The sequence below is a fragment of the Chryseobacterium sp. SIMBA_038 genome (genome assembly GCF_046535115.1).
Lineage (GTDB): Bacteria > Bacteroidota > Bacteroidia > Flavobacteriales > Weeksellaceae > Chryseobacterium.
Genome location: NZ_JAWRXH010000200.1, coordinates 1 through 268 on the forward strand (window position 1 = coordinate 1; position 268 = coordinate 268).

The 268-nt window shown below is 61.2% G+C and carries 1 pseudogene; it reads left to right on the forward strand.

Annotated features, from left to right (window positions below):
• A pseudogene (locus SB689_RS23270) lies at positions 1 to 268 on the forward strand (hypothetical protein); the annotation flags it as partial.

Sequence of the window (268 nt, forward strand, 5' to 3'; positions counted from 1 at the left end):
CTGTTTGCGGTGCCGCTTCTCATTTATCAGCGGACCGGAAGCCTCGCGTATTCGGGCATTGCATATGCAGTCGAATGGGTGCCGGCGTTGATCGCTTATCCGTTCGCCGGCTTGTTCGCGGACCGACTCGGCGGCCGCCGGTTGTTCCGGTATGCAAATCGCGTCCGGATGACCTGCCTGACGATTGCCGTGGCAGCCTGCTTCGCGATGCCGTCGGCCACGATCATTGCGCTGATGGTCAACAGCGTCTTCCTGTCGCTGCTGATCG